This is a genomic window from Flavobacterium commune, assembly GCF_001857965.1.
Classification (GTDB): domain Bacteria; phylum Bacteroidota; class Bacteroidia; order Flavobacteriales; family Flavobacteriaceae; genus Flavobacterium; species Flavobacterium commune.
On sequence record NZ_CP017774.1, the window covers coordinates 3,744,872 to 3,763,482 of the forward strand.

Genomic DNA, 18,611 nt, shown 5'->3' on the forward strand with positions numbered 1-18,611 from the left:
AAACCCCTTGAAATCAAGGGGTTTTAATGTGATTCCAGAAGGATTCGAACCTTCGACCTACGCATTAGAAGTGCGTTGCTCTATCCAGCTGAGCTATGGAACCATTATTTCAATTTGTCGGGGTGGCAGGATTCGAACCTGCGGCCTCCTGCTCCCAAAGCAGGCGCGATAACCGGGCTACGCTACACCCCGAGGCAAAAATTAAGCGGAGAGACAGGGACTCGAACCCTGGCGACGGTTACCCGTCGACAGATTAGCAATCTGCTCCATTACCGCTCTGGCACCTCTCCTAAGCTCAAAGAATGTATCTCGTTTTGCGGTTGCAAATGTAACACATCATCCCATTTCTCACAACTATTTTCGAGATTATTTTTATTATTTTTTTTACTTTATTTTAAATACTCTCACAATCAAATATATAGATTCATATACAAGCAAAACTATTTTTATAAAAATAGAATCAACTCCTGAAAATCTAAATTTTATACAAAAAAGAGTAAATTTGCTTCTACTATATATTAAATAATCATTTCAGTCATGAGCAAAAGAATTGTTATCGTTTCAGCCGTTAGAACCCCTATCGGAAGTTTTATGGGAGCATTATCCACTATTTCAGCCCCAAAACTTGGCGCTATAGCAATACAAGGAGCTTTAGACAAAATCAACCTAAACCCTACTCTGGTTGACGAAGTGCTGATGGGTAATGTTATTCAGGCCGGCACCGGACAGGCACCCGCCCGTCAGGCAGCTATTTATGCCGGATTAAACAATAATGTTCCTTGTACCACAATCAATAAAGTGTGTGCTTCAGGAATGAAATCAGTTATGATGGCTGCTCAGGCTATTCAGGCTAGCGATGCCGAAATTGTTGTAGCCGGAGGAATGGAAAGCATGAGCTTAATTCCGCATTACACTCATTTAAGAAACGGAACTAAATTTGGACCAACGACTCTTATTGACGGAATGCAAAAAGACGGACTTATGGATGCTTACGACAACCAAGCCATGGGAGTTTATGCCGACCTTTGTGCCAAGGAATACAATATTAGCCGTGAAGAACAAGATAATTTTGCCATCGAATCTTACAAACGTGCCGCAGAAGCCTGGGAATTAGGGAAATTTAATAACGAAGTAGTTCCTGTTGAAGTTCCACAAAGACGTGGCGAACCAATTATCATTAATAAAGACGAAGAATTTACTAATGTAAAATTGGATAAAATACCTTCCTTGAGTCCTGTTTTCTCAAAAGACGGAACGGTAACCGCTGCCAATGCTTCTACAATAAATGACGGTGCTGCTGCTTTAATAATCATGAGCGAAGAAAAAGCAGCCGAATTAAAATTAAAACCATTAGCCTACATAAAAAGCTATGCCGATGCTGCACAAGAACCAAAATGGTTTACTACCAGCCCGGCCAAAGCCTTACCAAAAGCCTTAGACAAAGCCGGTATTTCAATCAATGATGTCGATTTTTTCGAATTTAACGAAGCCTTTTCAGTTGTTGGTTTAGCCAATATTAAAATCCTTGGTTTAGACAATAAAAAAGTAAACGTTAACGGAGGTGCTGTTGCATTAGGACATCCTTTGGGTTGTTCCGGTGCCCGAATCATTGTAAGCTTACTAAACATCTTAGAGCAAAATAATGCAAAGATAGGAGCTGCCGCAATTTGCAACGGTGGTGGTGGTGCTTCAGCAATTGTTATAGAAAGAATCTAAAAAATATAATTAAATGTTTGGAATCTGTAATTTAGCCATTATCCCACTTCGATTTGAACCTAGTGACAAAAGTGAAATTGTTTCTCAGGTCTTATTTGGCGAACATTTTAAAATTTTAGAAAGACACAAACAATGGTCTCGTATCAAATTACAATATGACGATTACGAAGGCTGGGTAGATTCTAAACAATATCAGGAGATTTCCGAATCCAATTACGAACAATTATCTAAAGAAACCTTAATCTTAAATTCGGATTTAATCGAATACATTACAGGCCCTTCTAATACCTTAATACCCATTCCGTTGGGAGCTTCTTTATCTTTTTTGAACAATAACGAAATCAATACTCAAAATTATGAGTTTGAAGGCACTAAAGTTAACGGAATCAAAGACAAAAAAAATCTCATTAACACCGCCTATTTGTATTTAAACGCACCTTATTTATGGGGCGGAAAAACACCTTTTGGAATTGACTGTTCCGGTTTTACACAAATGGTTTACAAATTGAATGGCTACAAACTTTTAAGAGACGCCTCACAACAGGCGACACAGGGTGAGGCTTTAAGTTTTATCGAGGAGAGCGAGCCTGGTGATTTAGCTTTTTTTGACAACGAAGAAGGCAATATCATCCATGTGGGTATTATCATGGAAAACAATTATATCATTCATGCCAGTGGTAAAGTTAGGATTGACCGTATTGATCATTTAGGTATTTTTAATGCCGAAATCAACAAACATACTCATAAACTCAGGGTTATAAAAAAGATTATCTAAAACCACAAAAGCCATCTCTAAATTTAAAGATGGCTTTTTACATTTGTAATTTCCGGCAACAGTTTCTCTTATTCTTTTACAAGATAGATCCCGTCATCTTTTATTTCAATAAGTTTTTCTTTATACAAAGCTCCAATGGCTTTCTTAAAAGTCTTCTTACTCATCTTAAGAACCGTTTTAATATCCTCGGGATGCGAATTATCGTTTAGCCTTAAAAAACCACGACTTGCTCTTAGTTCGTCCAAGATTTTCTCAGCATTAGGTTCGATACTTTCGTAACCCTGTTTTTGCAACGAAACATCTATTTTGTTATCAGGTCGAATGTTTTTAATAAAACCACGCATTCTGTCTCCTGTACGAATACTGTCGTCATAAACTTCATCTTTATACAAAAGACCTTTATGCTTCTCATTGATAATTACATTAATTCCAATTTCGGTAATGTGAGAAACAATCAATTCTACTTCTTCACCTTTCTCAACGGTAAGTGTTTCGTTATTAAGAAATTGATTCGTCTTACTTGAAGCAACTAATCTATTGGTTTTTTCGTCCATATAAAGGTAAACCAAATAGCGTTTTCCCTTTTCCATTGGTCGGGCTTGCTCCTTAAACGGAACCAGAATATCTTTTTCCATTCCCCAATCCATGAAAGCTCCCACCTGATTGGTGTAATTAACACGCAAAAGCGCAAATTCATTCAGTAAAATATAAGGTTCCAATGTGGTAGCCACCGGACGTTGTTCGTGGTCCAAATAAACAAAAACAATAAGCTCCTCGCCTATTTCAAATTCGTTAGGGACATATTTATTTGGCAAAAGGACGTCGTGAATTCCTTCCGGATCCTGTTCGGGATTCCCCAAAAACAATCCTACTTTGGTATCACGTAATATCGTTAAGCTGTTGTATTTTCCTATTTTAAGCATTTTTATTCTTTTTTCTAAGCCGCAAAGGTACGATGTTACACAACAATTTAACCACAAAGAACACTAAGTTTTTCGCAAAGAACACTAAGTTCAAAAAAACATGAGATAATCTATGTTCTGGTAAATTGGCACAAATTAAAAAATTACACCAATTTTATCTGACATTGACAGATTCGTGAAATATCTATGAAATCCAAATTTGTGTTATTTCGTGTAATTCGTGGCTAACTTTATTTTTTTACCAAAGTCACATCATCAAACAAACAAAATGAATTAGCAGTTCCGTTAGCAAAAAATCCAATTGTTATTTTACCGTCTTTTACCACAATGTCTGAAATGCGAATACTAGTCCAGGAAGGATTTTCATTCTCAATGCTAAATTTATAATCGACACCACCACTATTCGCAAACATTTTAAGTTCGACAAAACCTCGACTATTTTTAACTTTAGCAGTCAAATTATACACCCCATCCTCTAAAAAAACATAAGGAGACGAACTGATTTGCTGAGAAATTTCTCTTGTAAAATCGACTGTATCGGTAATATTTAAACTTTTTTCTCCAATGACTTCTTTTCGGTCATTTTCAGTATTAAAATAATTCAATTGTGGCGAGATTTCGCTTTTAACCTGAATTGGATTTCCTTTAATTACTACGGTTTTCCAACCTAACAATTGTTCCTGAATGGGTTTAAAGTTGCTTGGGATTTTATTTCTATCGGCTTCAAAACTGCCATTTTTTACATAATTATTATCCGCAGCTACATTCCAATCTCCTGTTTTTTCATCCAGATTCCATGAACTCAACGAATTAAAATAAGGTTTAGCTCCATCAAAAGAAAGCGGAAACCATTGATTGTAGCCTAAACCATTTCCCGCAAAATCAGCCCAACGGTCGCCACAATACACCACTGTTTCTTTATCGTTTCTTTTGATCGTATAAAAAAATCCGGTTTGGGTAACATGAGCATAATCCTCGGCAGAGCCATCCATAATTTTCATATCATTGGTTGGAAAATAAGGCCCTCGGATATGATCAGAAACCAAATAATAGGCAAAAGAAGCGTCCCAGCCATAGATATTAGAAGCGGCCATGTAATACTTATTTTTGTATTTAAACATACAATTCCCTTCCCTGCTTTCTCCCTGAAAAACTTTGGTACAATCTAAAATAGTTACTTTTCCGTCTTTCACACCTATTTCAGAAACATATATTTTATTACGTCCTTTTCCGTAGGAATAAATCAAATAGGATTTTCCATCATCATCCGTAAAAACGGTTTGATCCCCTGTATTTGTTGTACCAATCCAGGGTTGCATGTTTATTTTTTGATGCCAAACAAAATCTCCTGTAGGAGAATCAGCCAATGCCACCAAAACCTGACTGCCATGTTGAACAAACAGCGCATATTTATTCATTTCTTTTACAAAAGCCACCCCCAAACGCCCTATCCATGTTTTTTTTCCATCAGGAAAAGCTGTGGCTTCACTAAAAACATCCCTTTCAAAAGTCCAATTCACCAAATCAGTAGAACTATAGCAAGTTACTGATTTAAAAGTACAATGTGGATAGGTTACCGTTGGTTCTTTGCGGTATTTCTCGGCTTCTTCATAATGCACACCATACCAATAGTATTTTTCAATCCCGGTTTGAGAATCTTTAAACTTAAAAATTCCACCACCCTGACTATAAATAGGGAGACCGTCTTTGGTATCCCAAAAAACGTCGTTCTTAATATTTTGATTTTGTGCCAACGTATTTATTGTAGAACACAAAAACAGTATTCCAATCCATAAAAATGAGTTCTTCAACCTAATAGTATTATTCTTTATCATAATATGAGTTTAAATGGCTAAAATAAAAGCTCAATAAGAAAAAATTGTCCTGTACTGTGCTGAATAAAAAATGCTTTTATCAACTAAAAATACTATTTTAAACTCTCTTGTTTTTTAACCGTATAAAAAGCATTTTTTACAACAGGAATTCCACTACCAGTAATCCCTTCTAAAGCTACTTTTATTTTTGTTTCGACCTTTGTATTATAATAATTAACCGTTACATTTCCGGTTTTATCAGGATGCACATAAGGGTTCCAGTAAATCGTATTTCTTACCGCTGCTATTTTATCTAATTCGGGATTTGGCTTTTCCGGATCTGGAGAGTAAAAAATGCGTGTGGTGTAAAAGCCTTCTACTTCTTTTTTAATAGAATGAAGAGGATTCTTATTAGGTTTACCGAGATTTTTGTATCGATTTGTAAAAATTGAAATAGCACCAGCACTTCCATTTACCTCTGAATTTAAAATATAAAGCATTGCAAGTTCCCCTCCTCTTATTACATCTATCTTTTCAATTTCATAAGGTGAAACCATAAGTAATTGACTGATTTCTAAAATTGGATAACCGTCTATTAAAATAAGTGGAGATGCATTTTCCTTATCTCCTTCACCCGGAATACTTACTGTAGTATCAATAACTAAAAGTCCCGGAACTTTATCTAATACATCATAAATACTAATAAATTCTTTTGCCTTTTCATCAGGTACATAACTATAGTCAGGAACTCCATAAAGAACAACTGCGCTATTTTTTTTCGGAGCTGTAACTACAACTTCTTTTAATACATTTTCTGGTTTCACTCCAAAAGCAGTAAATTTCTTCAACACATTTTCAGTTACAAGATTTTTTGTTGGAATTACATCTATGGATTCTTTTTTTAACACAACAGGAATTGGAGACTCCTCAATAGAATCCAAAACAATTTCTCCTCTGAACTTCCCTTTTTCATCCCTGGTATTCAAATACATATTCGTTTTTCCGGAAAACAGTAGGTTTTCAAATTGAAATCGACCAATAGAATCAGTCACAGTATTAAAAATATTCCGATTCTTTTTACTCATCAAAGCCAAGGTCAAATTATTACCTACCAATGGCTTATCCGCAAAAAGCTGTTTTACTCTTCCTGAAATAGTGATGCCTTTTTCTGCTTTGTAATTAATGGTTTCATTAGCTTTTGGGGTTATTTTCCATACAAAATCACGCCAGCCCTGAGTCAACAATAAATTGTCTAAATGTTCCAAACGCTTTGGATTAGTTACATCAAAATAATAGCCCGGATGATGTACTTCACCTCTAATATCAGACTCCATCAGAAAATAAGAACAGATGTTAGTGCCAAAATCTTTGTCTTCTACTCCATTCATATCAGTAACGCTTAGCGAGAAACTGGCTGATTTTGGCACACCAACCTTCGATTTCGAGGAAACATTTATTATTGCTTTTTCATTGGGTTCATAAGTTGCTTTATCAGTTTCAAGTTCAACCTCTAAATCATGTTCCTTTCCAATGTAAATTAATCGCTCGCTTTGTGGTTTATTATTGTTGTCGAATAAGGTGATTTGGCTGATACCTTCTGGGGTTTTGTCTTTTGGTAACTCAAATGATAAAGTGGTTTCGGTTAAGGTTTGCGTTGTTTCTAAGTACTGAATTCCTTTGGCTTTACAAACTAGCGTAAGCGATGGATTAGGATTCTGTGCCAAAGTAGCTTGATTGGTATTGATACTTACAATATTTCGACCTTTCACTGTTTTAAAATTGAGTAAATAACCTTTTTTGAGAATTTTAGGAAGTTTTATATCTAGTTCTTCTCCAAATAGTGATTTAATTTTTGCATAATAAGTTTTCCCCTCCATCGGCAGAATTTGTAATTTTCCCATACCATCATGAACACTTTCAAAAGCAATGACAAATTCATTATCAGAATCATAAATTTCACCTTTAATCTCTATTGGTTTTCCGTTGCTATCAACTGCTTTAAAACCAACCACACTAGCTACATTTTCTAAAAACGAACCGCCTTCCGGGAAAAAGTCAACGCGCAATGTATTTGGTGTAGTTGCTTCTTTTTTAACCGCTTTAGTTTCTAAAGTGGACTTTTGTAATGTTTTTAATTTGTCATGTGATTCGAAAACATCAATAATTTCAATATCTTTTTTGAACACAAAGTCTTCTCCGAAATTTCTATTCCAATTGGTATAAGCCCTTAATTGATAAGTCCCCGGTTTTACACCCAGAGAATCCTGCAATTGAAAATCGCCATGACCCAATCCCATTTCTAAATTGGTTTTGTTTCGGGCAATTATTTTAGAATCAGCCGAGATTAATTCGACATACAAAATGTTGCTGTTATCAAAAAGCAGATTATTAGAAGCTCTCACATTATAGGCTTTGTACCATAAATCTTCGCCCATAAAATAAGTGCTTCTATCGGTGTGAAGATAGATTTTCTCAATATCCTGAATGTTTTTTTGCTCTTGTGCTTGTAAAAAAACAGACATTAAAATCACGCACAAAAAAACAAGAATACGGCAATTTTTATAAAAATGTTCAAGCATAAAACTCTTTTTATTGATTGTTTTTAATAGTGTAATACATTGTTTTAACAACAGGAATTCCACTACCAGTAATCCCTTCTAAAGCTACTTTTACTTTGGTTTCGACCTTGGTATTATAATAATTAACCGTTACATTTCCGGTTTTATCAGGATGCACATAAGGATTCCAATAAATAGTATTTCTTACAGCGGTTTTATTACCCAACTCCACATCAGGTTTTTGTGGATCCGGGGAATAGAACACGCGGGCATTATAAAAACCATCAATTTCTTTTCTAATGGATTGCAGAGGATCTTTTTTAGCCTTATTACCCGTATTGGGTTTGGTATAAATTGCAATAATACCACCTCCTCCTTCTTCACCAAAAAACAATGTTGCTTGAGCTCCAGTTATTGCATCTATTTTTAACACATCACTCGGCTGAATAATATCAATCCAAGATGATATTTCGTAAGACTGAATTACACGGTCATTTACTATAAAAATAGGTGGCTCATCATAACGTGTAAAACGAACTGAATTATCACTAAGGTTTATAACACCAGGGATTTTTTGTTGAATAAGTTCATAAATTGTCGTGAATAGATGTGTATATTCATCGGCAACAAAACTATTATCGGCAATCCCATAATTTCCATAATTAGCCACCATATCATTTTTAATTTTACTGGAAGCTGTAATGGTAACTTCTTTCAAAACATTTTCTGGTTTCACTGCAAAAGCAGTAAATTTCTTCAACACATTTTCAGTTACAAGATTTTTTGTTGGAATTACATCTATGGATTCTTTTTTTAACACAACAGGAATTGGAGACTCCTCAATAGAATCCAAAACAATTTCTCCTCTGAACTTCCCTTTTTCATCCCTGGTATTCAAATACATATTCGTTTTTCCGGAAAACAGTAGGTTTTCAAATTGAAATCGACCAATAGAATCAGTCACAGTATTAAAAATATTCCGATTCTTTTTACTCATCAAAGCCAAGGTCAAATTATTACCTACCAATGGCTTATCCGCAAAAAGCTGTTTTACTCTTCCTGAAATAGTGATGCCTTTTTCTGCTTTGTAATTAATGGTTTCATTAGCTTTTGGAGTTATTTTCCATACAAAATCACGCCAGCCCTGAGTCAACAATAAATTGTCTAAATGTTCCAAACGCTTTGGATTAGTTGTATCAAAATAATAGCCCGGATGATACACTTTTCCTCTGATATCTGATTCCATAAGGTAATAAGAACAAATGTTGGTGTCAAAATCTTTGTCTTCTACTCCGTTTGCATCAGTTACACTCAAAGAAAAACTGGCTGATTTGGCAATTCCTTCTTTCGATTTAGAGGAAACATTTATTATTGCTTTTTCATTGGGTTCATAAGTTTCTTTATCAGTTTCAAGTTCAACCTCTAAATCATGTTCCTTTCCAATGTAAATTAATCGCTCGCTTTGTGGTTTATTGTTATTGTCGAATAAGGTGATTTGGCTGATTCCTTCGGGAGCCTTGTCTTTTGGTAACTCAAATGATAAAGTGGTTTCGGTTAAGGTTTGCGTTGTTTCTAAGTACTGAATTCTTTTGGCTTTACAAACTAGCGTAAGCGATGGATTAGGATTCTGTGCCAAAGTAGCTTGATTGGTATTGATACTTACAATATTTCGACCTTTCACTGTTTTAAAACTTATTAAATAACCTTGTTTGAGAATTTTAGGAAGTTTTATATCTAGTTCTTTTCTAAATAGTGATTTAATTTTTGCATAATAAGTTTTCCCCTCCATTGGTAGCATTTGGAATTTTCCCATACCATCGTGAACACTTTCGAAAGCGGTAACAAATTCGTTACTAGAATCATAAATTTCGCCTTTAATTTCAATGGGGTTTCCGTTTACATCGACCGCTTTAAAACCGACAACACTAGATACATTTTCTAACAGTGAACCTCCTTCAGGGAAAAAGTCAACTTTAAAAGTGTTTTGTTTTATTGCTTCTTTTTTTGAGTTTGTAGTAACTACAGAAATATTCTTTGTTGTTTTCGATTTATCATGTGACTCAAAAACATCAATAACTTCAATCTCTTTTTTGAACACAAAATCATCTCCAAAATTTCGATTCCAATTTGTATAAGCCCGTAATTGGTATTTTCCGGGTTTTACTTTAATAGAATCTACTAATTGAAAATCACCATGACCTAAACCCATTTCTAAATTGGTTTTATTTCGGGCAATCATTTTTGAATCTGAAGAAATTAATTCGACATACAAAATATTGCTATTGTCAAAAAGCTGATTATTCGAAGCTCTCACATTATAGGCTTTGTACCATAAATCTTCGCCCATAAAATAAGTACTTCTATCGGTATGAAGATAGACTTTTTCAATATTCTGAATGGATTTTTGCTCTTGTGCCTGTAAAAAGCCAAATGATAATACAAACCAAAAAACACAAACTAAGCTGTAATTTTTATTTCTGATAAAAGCTTCAACCATATAGAATCTAAATTTATATCCCACAATAAAACCATTAAAAACACATAAAATTCTTAATAAATCACATAACAATTATTAAGCCAATAATTACAAAAAAAATATTAATTTTAGTTTTAACGATGATTTCCTTTACAAGAAACATCATTAATGATTAATTTTCGGGTTAAAAAAATGCTGAAAAGGCAAAACGAAATCTTTGCTCTTTTCAGCGGTTTAGTTAATCTTAAAAAAGAATAAACTTATTTTTTTATCGTATAATAAAACTTTTTAACTACCGGAATACCTGAAGCTGTAATTCCTTCTAAATCTACTTTCACTTTAGTCTCTACCTTAGTATTATCAAAACTCACAGTTACATTCCCTGTTTTATCAGGATGCACATAAGGATTCCAGTAGATTGTATTTCTCACCGAAGCTATATTATCCAATTCGGGATTGGGTTTTTCCGGATTTGGCATATAAAAAACACGAGCCGTATAAAAACCATCTATTTCTTTTTTAATAGCATGAAAACCACCTTTTTCGGCAGGTTTTGTTCCCGGTTTAGTATAAACGGCAACAATACCATTAGCAGCAGCATTACCATAATACATAGTTGCCTGAGAACCTCTGACTATTTCTATTTTTTGAACATCACTAGGTAAAATAAAGTCAATTTCAGTCTTGAAAACTTCTATACCATTTAATAAAAAAAGTGGTGCTCCGTCAAAACGCTGAAAACGAACAGAGTCGTCTTCCGAAACAAGTCCCGGAACTTTTTGCACCATCATATCGTAAATATCGGTAAATGTGGTTGCTGTTTCATCCGGAACATAAGTATTATCAGCAATGCCATAAAAAGAAATGGTCTGGCTTTTCTTTTTAGCTGTAATTTGTACTTCCTCCAAAATATTTTCAGGTTTTATTCCAAAAGCTACATTTTTCTTAAATACATTGTCAACTATTTTTTGGGTAGCATCAGTCCAGTCAATCTCTTCTTTTTGAAACAAAACAGAGATTGGAGTCTGCTCGATAGGATTTACTATTATTTCGCCTCTAAATTTTCCTTTTTCATTTCTGGAATTCAAAAACATGTTGGTTTTTTCAGAAAACATAATATCTTCAAATTTAAAAACACCATTAGCATCTGTTGCTGTATTAAAAATATTCATGTGTTTTTTATTGATTAAAGCCAATGTCAAATTAATATTCACCAGTGGTTTTTCACCTAAAAGTTGCTTGACTCTACCTGTTATACTAATTCCTTTTTCTGCCTTATAATTAATAGTATCGTTTGCCTTTGGTATTGTTTTCCATGCAAAATCACGCCATCCCTGAGTTAATAATAAATTTTCTAAATGATCTAAGCGTTTTGGATTAGCTATATCAAAGTAATAAGCAGGATGATGCACTTTGCCTCTAATATCTGATTCCATCAGAAAATAAGAACTAATACTTGTTCCCAAATCTTGATCTTGAACTTCCCCATTCATATCGGTAACACTCAATGAAAAACTGGCTGATTTTGGCATACCAGCCTTCGTTTTTGACGAAATAGTGATTGCTGTTTTTTCATTGGGCTTATAACTTGCTTTGTCTGCAACTAATTGCACATCTAAATCGGCTTCTTTTTCAATATAAACCAATCGCTCACTTTGGGGTTTATTATTCTTGTCGTACAAGGTAATCTGACTAATACCGTCAGGGATTTTCTCTTTAGGTAATTCAAAAGAAACTGCTGCTTGAGTTAGTGTAAATTCGCTTTCAAAATAGGAAATTCCTCTGGCTTTACAAACCACAGCCAATACAGCATTCGGATTTTGTACCAATGTAGCTTCATTAGTAGTAACACTCACAATATTTCGACCTTTAAAACCTCTAAAACTGACTACATAACCTTGTTTAAGCACATTGGGAAGTTCTAATTTTAGTTCATCCCCGGATAGTGATTTAATTTTAGCAAAATATTTTTTCCCTTCAATGGGTACCAACTGAAATTTTCCCATGCCATCATGCGGACTCTCAAAAGCTGTAACTAATTCGTTACCGGAATCATAAATTTCACCTTTAACATTTATTGGATTTCCACCACTATCAACAGCTTTAAAACCAACTACACTAGCCACATTTTCAATAAGAGAACCACCTTCAGGAAAAAATTCAAGCTTAAAATCATTGTTTTTAACAGTACCTATTGCTTTACTTTCGACTGCTGTATTTTGCTTTTCAGTAGCATTAGAATGACTTTCGAAAGCATCAATAATTTCGATATTTTTTTTAAAAACAAAATCTTCACCAAAATTTCGATTCCAGTTAGTATAAGCCCGTATTTGATAGACTCCCGGTTTTACCCCTAAAGAATCAAGCAATTTAAAATCGCCTTTTCCTAAACCCAATTCCAAATTGGTCTTATTTCGGGCAATAATTTTAGACTCCGGTGAAATTAATTCTACATACAAAATGTTACTGTTATCAAAAAGAATATTGTTGTAAGCACGAACATTATAGGCTTTGTACCATAAATCTTCACCAACAAAATACCTTGTTCTATCGGTATGAAGATAGACTTTTTCAACATCAGCAACTGATTTATTGTCTTGTGCCTGTAAAAAACCAAATGATACTACCACCCAAAATAAGAAAACTAAGCTGAACTTTTTATTTACAATAAAATCTGTAACCATACAAAATTTGAATTTATATTAAACTAGTTTATAAAACTTTACTTTGATTACTTCTCAATGTTATATAAACATTGAGAAGTAATCCTGGACCAAAAATACAGGTAAGTTAAATTTTACTAAAATATATACATAAAACTAATTAACTAACCTGTACTGTCCTGTATTTCAAACAAAAAATAAAAAAAATCTTCATCAATCAAATCAGTCTTCCTTGTTTATTTCAGGACGGGACATAAAATAAAAAAACTCCCCCGAAAACTTTCAGAGGAGTTCTTATATTTTTCAAACATTTGACAGTCAATACCAAATTTAAAAGATAAAATCTAGTACTATTTTAGCTTAACTCCTTAAAGAACTGCTTTAAAACAGCATCATTTTCTACTGTAGGTGTAAAAATCTCTAAAATAACCGCCTTAGAATTTTGTGCGTAGAATTGCTTCAAACTACCTTCTAAACTGGGTACATCAGTGGCTGTAAAATAATCCAAACCATACATTTTAGCCAAATGTTCGGCTGTTAAACTATGTGAAGTTTCGAAAAAAGTATTAAAAACCGCACTTTCTTCATGTCCGGGTAAAATCCTAAAAATACCACCGCCACCATTGTTTATGATAATAATTTTAAAATTATTTGGGATATAATTATTCCACAGCGCATTGCTATCATACAGAAAACTTACATCACCCGTAATAAAAACCGTTTGTTTTTTACTTGCTAATGCCGCTCCAATAGCCGTTGAAGTACTGCCATCAATTCCGCTGGTTCCGCGATTACAATACACTTCTATAGAAGAATCTATATTTATTAACTGTGCATAACGGATAGCTGCGCTGTTACTAATCTGCAATTGGCTATTTTTAGGTAAACTTTTAATTACGGTATCAAAAACAGCAAAATCAGAAAAAGGTGTTTTAGCTAAATAAACTTGCTGTTTCTCTTTTCGAATTTCTTTGATACGATTTGTTTTTTCGAAATAATCACTTTTTACAGTAACAGTTAAAGGCAAAAAGCCCTCAAAAAAAGTATTCGGACTGACTTCAAAATGTTTTGTCAAAATTCCAAAAGTATCATAAGCACGCAAAGAATCAATATGCCAATGCTGTTTGGGTTTGTGTTTTCGTAAAAATGCCTTGATGCGTTTAGAAACAATCATTCCGCCAAAAGTGACCAAAATTTCCGGGCAGAAATCTTCAAAATCACCATTGTCAAATGGCGTAATTATAGTGTCTATATTCGAAATAAAATCAGGATGATACAAGTTAGAAGTCGTTTCAGTCATCACAACAACCGATTCGTCTTTGGCTAAAGCTTCAATAGTTGCATTCGAAATAGCATTAGGATTATTCACCCCTAACAATACTAATTTCTTAGTGGATTTATTCCAAATATCCGCAAAAGCAGTCAAATCTTCCAGCGGAGTTATTGGATTCAAAGCGGCAAAATGATGCACCATCGCATCTACAGAAAGCTCCGTAACCGTTTCATACAAAGGTTCTTCAAAAGGTGCATTAATATGTACCGGTCCTTTTTTATGGAAAGCGGCATCTATGGCTTCGTTGATTTTATGATCGTTTTCTTTGGATGCTTCTTCGGTTAAATTAGCATTGTACAGAGAATGATTGGCAAAAACATTTTCCTGACGAATGGTTTGTCCGTCTCCAATATCAATCTTGCTTTGTGGCCTGTCAGCCGAAATTACAATCAAAGGAATCTGACTGTAAAAAGCTTCGGCAATGGCCGGATAATAATTCAACAATGCCGAACCTGAAGTACAAACTACCGCTACCGGACGCTTGATTTGTTGGGCTATTCCCAAAGCAAAAAAAGCGGCACATCGTTCGTCAGCAATACTATAGCATTTAAAATTAGGATTATTGGCAAAACCAATTGTTAATGGGGCATTTCTGGAACCTGGAGAAATTACGATATCAGTGATTCCTTTGGCTTGACAAATCTGAAGAATGCTTTGCGCTAAAGGTATTTTGGGGTAAATCATTGTTTTTATTTCAAAAGAAAACAAAGATACAAAGATGCCCTTACTTTAATGTAAAAATTTATAGTTATAATAAACCATTAAGAAATTAAGAGATTTTAGATTTAAGTAATGAAAGTATTATCCATTTTTCAAACCATATAAGTCATATAAGCTCAAAAACTTATATGGTTTAAATGTTTTGTTAATAAGACCATATAAGCTATAGAGGACTAAGTAGCGATAGCATTTACTTAATCTCTCTTAATTTCTTAATGGTGAAATTTAAAAAAAGCCTAATTTTGAAAAAGGAGCACAAAAAAAGCGATTTCTAAACTACGTTAAAAATCGCTTTTTCTATAAAAACAAAACTGTTTATTGTTTGATCCAGTTTACAATTTCCGGAGCATCAGGTTTGGTTTTAGAAAAATACACTTCTACCAAATGTCCTTTTTCGTCAATCAAATACTTTTGGAAATTCCATTTCACTTCCGAATCTTTAACTCCGTTTTTCTCTTTTTGGGTTAAAAACTGATAAATCGGACTCATATCAGCTCCTTTTACTGATATTTTAGACATCATTGGGAAAGTTACTCCGTAGTTTAATTTACAAAAAGTCTCAATGTCTTTATTGGTTCCAGGTTCTTGTCCGTTAAAATTATTCGCCGGAAAACCAATAATTGTAAAACCTTTGTCTTTGTATTGTTTATAAATCGCCTCTAGCTGCTCGTATTGTGAAGTATAACCACATTTGGAAGCCGTGTTTACAATCAACACTTTCTTTCCTTTTAAAGATGAAAAATCAAAAGTTTCACCATCCAATTTTTCAACTTTAAATTGATAGATACTTTGGGTATCCACTTTTTTTGTTTTTTTGTTTTGCGCCTGAGCTAAGGTGCTAAAAAGAAATATGGCACTACAAGCCATCAATACTATTTTTTTCATATCCCTGTTTTTTTTGCTAAAATTAATCAAATTCACTACTTCAAACTCTTTTTCGACAACTAATTTTAGATGAACAAAGGTTAAATTAAACCTAATAATTTTCTTTTGAAAAACTTCTTTTCACTAAAAGAAAAGAAAAATAAGATTTTTATACCTCAATCTAATAAAAGCTATTCATTCCTAAATAAGTTTGTATTATGTTTGTATTGAAAATTTAAAAACTATGAGCCAGGACGAATTATTAGTTTTAATCTACAAAAAGGACGAAAAAGCCTTTACCTATCTTTATGATATGTATGCTAAAAGTCTCTTTTCGGTAATTAGTGTTCTTGTAAAGAATACAGAAGAAGCAGAAGATGTATTACAGGAAGTTTTTATCAAAATTTGGAAAAACATCGAGAGCTATAACGAAAGTAAAGGCCGTTTTTACACCTGGATACTCAATATTGCTCGTAATACAGCTATTGATAAATTACGTTCTAAAAACTTTAACAACAGTCAAAAAAACTTATCTGCTGATAATTTCGTAAATCTATTAGAAGACAGTAACAAACTGGTAAATAAAGTGGATGGAATTGGAATACAGGAATTCATTAAAAGGTTAAAACCAAAATGTATCCAAATAATAGATTTACTGTTTTTTAAAGGTTACACTCAACAAGAAGCTGCGGAGGAATTGGAAATCCCATTGGGGACAGTAAAAACGCACAACCGAAACTGTATTAATGATTTAAGAAACTATTTGAAAGTATAGTACAATGGACGCAAGAGAATATATAGAATCAGGCATATTAGAACTTTATGTTTACGGCTCATTAACCGAAGCCGAAAGCGCAGAAGTAGCAGCAATGGCTAAAAAATACCCCGAAATTAATGCCGAAATTATAGCAATTGAAAAATCAGTTCTGGCATTATCATCGAGTTTTTCGCCATTCCAATCAGCAGAAAATTACGCTAAAATAAAAGAAAAACTAGGTTTAAATGAAGCCGAAGTAATACCAATAACTTCTAAGAAAAATTGGGCGGCATATATTGGTTGGGCCGCTGCAATACTATTTTTAGTGGGAATTGGTTTTCAATACAACCAATTGGAACAAACCAATAATGAAGTGGTAAACGCTAAAATTGAAAAGGCAAAAATTGAAAAAGAACGCAATGAGTTAGCTCTTAAAAAAGCAGCCATCGAAACTAATTTAGCCGTTATAAAAGACGAAAAAAATACTGTAGTTGCTCTTGCAGGTCAAACCGTTGCTCCGGAATCTTCGGCTAAAGTGTATTGGAACAAAGAAACTCAAGTGGTTTATGTGGATGCTTCCGGATTACCGGAACCACCTAAAGGCATGGTATATCAGGTTTGGGCTTTAACATTAAATCCTTTGACTCCTACAAGTATCGGATTGCTGGATAACTTTGACAAAAATGACCAACGCTTTTTTGCTGTCAACAATACAGGAGATGCTCAGGCATTTGGTATCACTTTAGAACCAGCCGGCGGAAGTATAACACCTACAATGGAACAATTGTATACTTTAGGAAAAGTATAATTATTAAACATTTATTCTTTATTTACCATTAAGAGGTTAAGAATATTAAGATCTTAATGAACCTAAATTACTTAATGGTTCCAAAAAATAAAATTTTAAAATAGTAAAAAGGCTTTCGCAAGAAAGTCTTTTTTCGTTTTGTACAGTTGTAGTTTGCATTGATTATATTTGCACAATTATTTTTTTCATGAGCTACACACTTCTTTCCTCTCCTCTTCAAGGATTTACCGATTATCGTTTTAGAAATGCCCAAAATAAATACTTTGGAGGGATTGATACATTTTATTCTCCTTACATTCGTTTAAACGGAAAACTCGTTGTTAAATCTTCTTATCAACGTGATTTACTTCCTGAAAATAATACAGACCTAGAAGTGATTCCGCAAATAATTACCAATGATGCTGACGAATTTTTATTTGTATCTAAATATGTTCAGGAATTAGGCTATAAGGAATTGAATTGGAATTTAGGTTGCCCCTATCCTATGGTTACCAAATCTGGAATGGGTTCCGGATTGATTTGCCAAACCGAAAAAATCAATAGTATTTTAGAAAAAGTACACGCCGAATCGGATATTATTGTATCGATGAAAATGCGTTTGGGATATGATAATGCCGAAGAAATTCTTGATGTTTTGCCGCTTTTAGAAAAATATCCCATTAAAAACATCGCTATTCATGCCCGCATTGGAAAACAATTGTACAATGGAGGAGTGAATTTAGACGGTTTCCAGCAATGTGTTGACAATACCAAACTCAAACTGTATTACAATGGCGATATTACCTCGGTAGCACAATTTCACAAAATGCAGAAACGCTTTCCTACCATAGACCATTGGATGATAGGTCGTGGTTTGATAGCCGATCCTTTTTTACCGAGTATGATTAAAAATAACAGCAGTGAATATCCATCTAACAAAATGGAATTGTTCAGCGATTTTCACGATACCTTATACGCCGGTTATAGCGAATCGCTATCGGGAGCAACTCATATTTTATTAAAAATGCACCATTTATGGGAGTATTTTTCGGTGATTTTTTCCAATCCTCACAAAGTACATAAAAAGATAAAAAAGGCTAAAAGCATTCGAAATTATGAGCAGGCGGTTAGGGAGATTATAAAGGAGGGGTAATCTTTTTTTTCATAAAAAAAGGCCCAACTGCAAAGTTGAACCTTTTAATTTTTCATTCAAACCTGTCAGGTT

General features: G+C 33.8%; 12 protein-coding genes and 3 tRNA genes. 5 read left to right on the plus strand and 10 right to left on the minus strand.

What is annotated here, in order from left to right; genetic code table 11:
- Window positions 1-29: 29 nt before the first annotated feature.
- From BIW12_RS15640 to BIW12_RS15650, 3 genes are all read right to left on the minus strand, one after another.
- Window positions 30-103, minus strand: a tRNA-Arg gene (locus BIW12_RS15640).
- Between the two features lie 14 nt (window positions 104-117).
- Window positions 118-192 (minus strand) — tRNA-Pro (locus tag BIW12_RS15645).
- A 14-nt stretch (window positions 193-206) separates the two neighbouring features.
- Window positions 207-290: transfer RNA gene (locus tag BIW12_RS15650), tRNA-Ser, on the minus strand.
- A gap of 247 nt (window positions 291-537) precedes the next feature.
- Here BIW12_RS15650 and BIW12_RS15655 point away from each other — a divergent pair.
- Window positions 538-1,716: an acetyl-CoA C-acyltransferase gene (locus BIW12_RS15655; RefSeq protein ID WP_071185976.1), complete on the plus strand. Its 1,179-nt coding sequence runs from the start codon at window positions 538-540 to the stop codon at window positions 1,714-1,716.
- 13 nt (window positions 1,717-1,729) lie between these two features.
- A complete protein-coding gene (locus BIW12_RS15660) occupies window positions 1,730-2,491 on the plus strand; it encodes a C40 family peptidase (protein WP_071185977.1) in 762 nt (253 codons plus the stop codon).
- A gap of 68 nt (window positions 2,492-2,559) precedes the next feature.
- Here BIW12_RS15660 and BIW12_RS15665 read toward each other — a convergent pair whose 3' ends face one another.
- The 7 genes from BIW12_RS15665 to BIW12_RS15695 all read right to left on the minus strand — a co-directional run bounded on the left by BIW12_RS15665 (window position 2,560) and on the right by BIW12_RS15695 (window position 15,863).
- Window positions 2,560-3,414, minus strand: coding sequence for a CvfB family protein (locus tag BIW12_RS15665; protein WP_071185978.1), 855 nt, complete (start codon window positions 3,412-3,414; stop codon window positions 2,560-2,562).
- 230 nt (window positions 3,415-3,644) lie between these two features.
- Window positions 3,645-5,249: a family 43 glycosylhydrolase gene (locus BIW12_RS15670; RefSeq protein WP_071185979.1), complete on the minus strand. Its 1,605-nt coding sequence runs from the start codon at window positions 5,247-5,249 to the stop codon at window positions 3,645-3,647.
- Between the two features lie 92 nt (window positions 5,250-5,341).
- Window positions 5,342-7,807: a Plug domain-containing protein gene (locus BIW12_RS15675; protein WP_157499563.1), complete on the minus strand. Its 2,466-nt coding sequence runs from the start codon at window positions 7,805-7,807 to the stop codon at window positions 5,342-5,344.
- A 10-nt stretch (window positions 7,808-7,817) separates the two neighbouring features.
- On the minus strand, window positions 7,818-10,283 hold the full coding sequence (locus BIW12_RS15680; protein WP_071185981.1) for a hypothetical protein: 2,466 nt from the start codon (window positions 10,281-10,283) through the stop codon (window positions 7,818-7,820).
- 239 nt (window positions 10,284-10,522) lie between these two features.
- Window positions 10,523-12,946: a Plug domain-containing protein gene (locus BIW12_RS15685; protein ID WP_071185982.1), complete on the minus strand. Its 2,424-nt coding sequence runs from the start codon at window positions 12,944-12,946 to the stop codon at window positions 10,523-10,525.
- Window positions 12,947-13,280: 334 nt separating this feature from the next.
- Window positions 13,281-14,942 carry a 2-succinyl-5-enolpyruvyl-6-hydroxy-3-cyclohexene-1-carboxylic-acid synthase gene (gene menD, locus BIW12_RS15690; protein ID WP_071185983.1) on the minus strand — a complete coding sequence of 554 codons (1,662 nt, stop codon included), beginning with the start codon at window positions 14,940-14,942 and terminating at the stop codon, window positions 13,281-13,283.
- Between the two features lie 351 nt (window positions 14,943-15,293).
- Complete coding sequence (locus tag BIW12_RS15695; RefSeq protein ID WP_071185984.1) at window positions 15,294-15,863, minus strand: glutathione peroxidase; 570 nt, start codon at window positions 15,861-15,863, stop codon at window positions 15,294-15,296.
- A gap of 223 nt (window positions 15,864-16,086) precedes the next feature.
- Here BIW12_RS15695 and BIW12_RS15700 point away from each other — a divergent pair, with 223 nt between their 5' ends.
- The 3 genes from BIW12_RS15700 (at window position 16,087) to BIW12_RS15710 (ending at window position 18,539) form a co-directional block, all read left to right on the plus strand.
- A complete protein-coding gene (locus BIW12_RS15700; RefSeq protein WP_071185985.1) occupies window positions 16,087-16,617 on the plus strand; it encodes an RNA polymerase sigma factor in 531 nt (176 codons plus the stop codon).
- Between the two features lie 4 nt (window positions 16,618-16,621).
- A complete protein-coding gene (locus tag BIW12_RS15705) occupies window positions 16,622-17,407 on the plus strand; it encodes an anti-sigma factor (protein ID WP_071185986.1) in 786 nt (261 codons plus the stop codon).
- A gap of 187 nt (window positions 17,408-17,594) precedes the next feature.
- On the plus strand, window positions 17,595-18,539 hold the full coding sequence (locus BIW12_RS15710; RefSeq protein ID WP_071185987.1) for a tRNA-dihydrouridine synthase family protein: 945 nt from the start codon (window positions 17,595-17,597) through the stop codon (window positions 18,537-18,539).
- Window positions 18,540-18,611: the final 72 nt, after the last annotated feature.